The sequence below is a fragment of the Alcanivorax sp. HI0044 genome, from assembly GCF_001634945.1.
Genome location: NZ_LWEZ01001588.1, coordinates 1 through 691, shown reverse-complemented (window position 1 = coordinate 691; position 691 = coordinate 1). Strand labels below are relative to the sequence as shown.

The window sequence follows — 691 nt, the reverse complement described above, 5'->3', positions numbered from 1 at the left end:
CTGAACCGCAGCGACGGCGACACCTTCACCCTGGCCTCCAACGTGACCGGCCTGCTGCTCACTGCCGGCGACGACGGCCTGACTCTCACCTCCCCGCAACTGGAAGCGGACAATAACCGTTTCACCCTGGCACCCAGCGACGGATGTAGCACTTACCCGGAAGCCGAACTCAACGCCGCCGTCGCGGATGACGGCCCGGCCAATTACCTGACCCAGGTTCCCCGTTTCCAGAATGTGAACGGCCTGGACGACGATGACATCTTCGGTTTCGTGGATGCCCACAGCCATATTTCTGCCTACGAATTTATCGGCGGGCGGGTGAACTACGGCGACCCCTTCCACAAGTTCGGGGTCGACCATGCCCTGCACGACTGTGCCGTCAACCATGGCCCCCAGGGGCTCACCGGGCTAATCGAACAAGTCACCAGCAACCCCGGCCCCCATGAAACCCGGGGCTGGCCGGACTACCCCTTCTGGCCCCGCAGCAACTCCCTGCAACACCATCAGAGCTACTACAAATGGATTGAACGGGCACACCTGGCGGGCATGAAAATTCTCGTCAACCACCTGGTGCATAACGAGATTCTCTGCCAGCTCAATCCACAGAAACAGAATGACTGCGACACCATGGCCGCCATCGAAATGCAGGCCACCCAGATGCATCGCATGCAGGATTACATCGACGCCCAGA

At 60.3% G+C, this 691-nt stretch carries 1 pseudogene; it reads left to right on the top strand.

The window, feature by feature from the left end:
• Window positions 1–691 (top strand): annotated as a pseudogene (locus tag A3730_RS32160) (hypothetical protein); the annotation flags it as partial.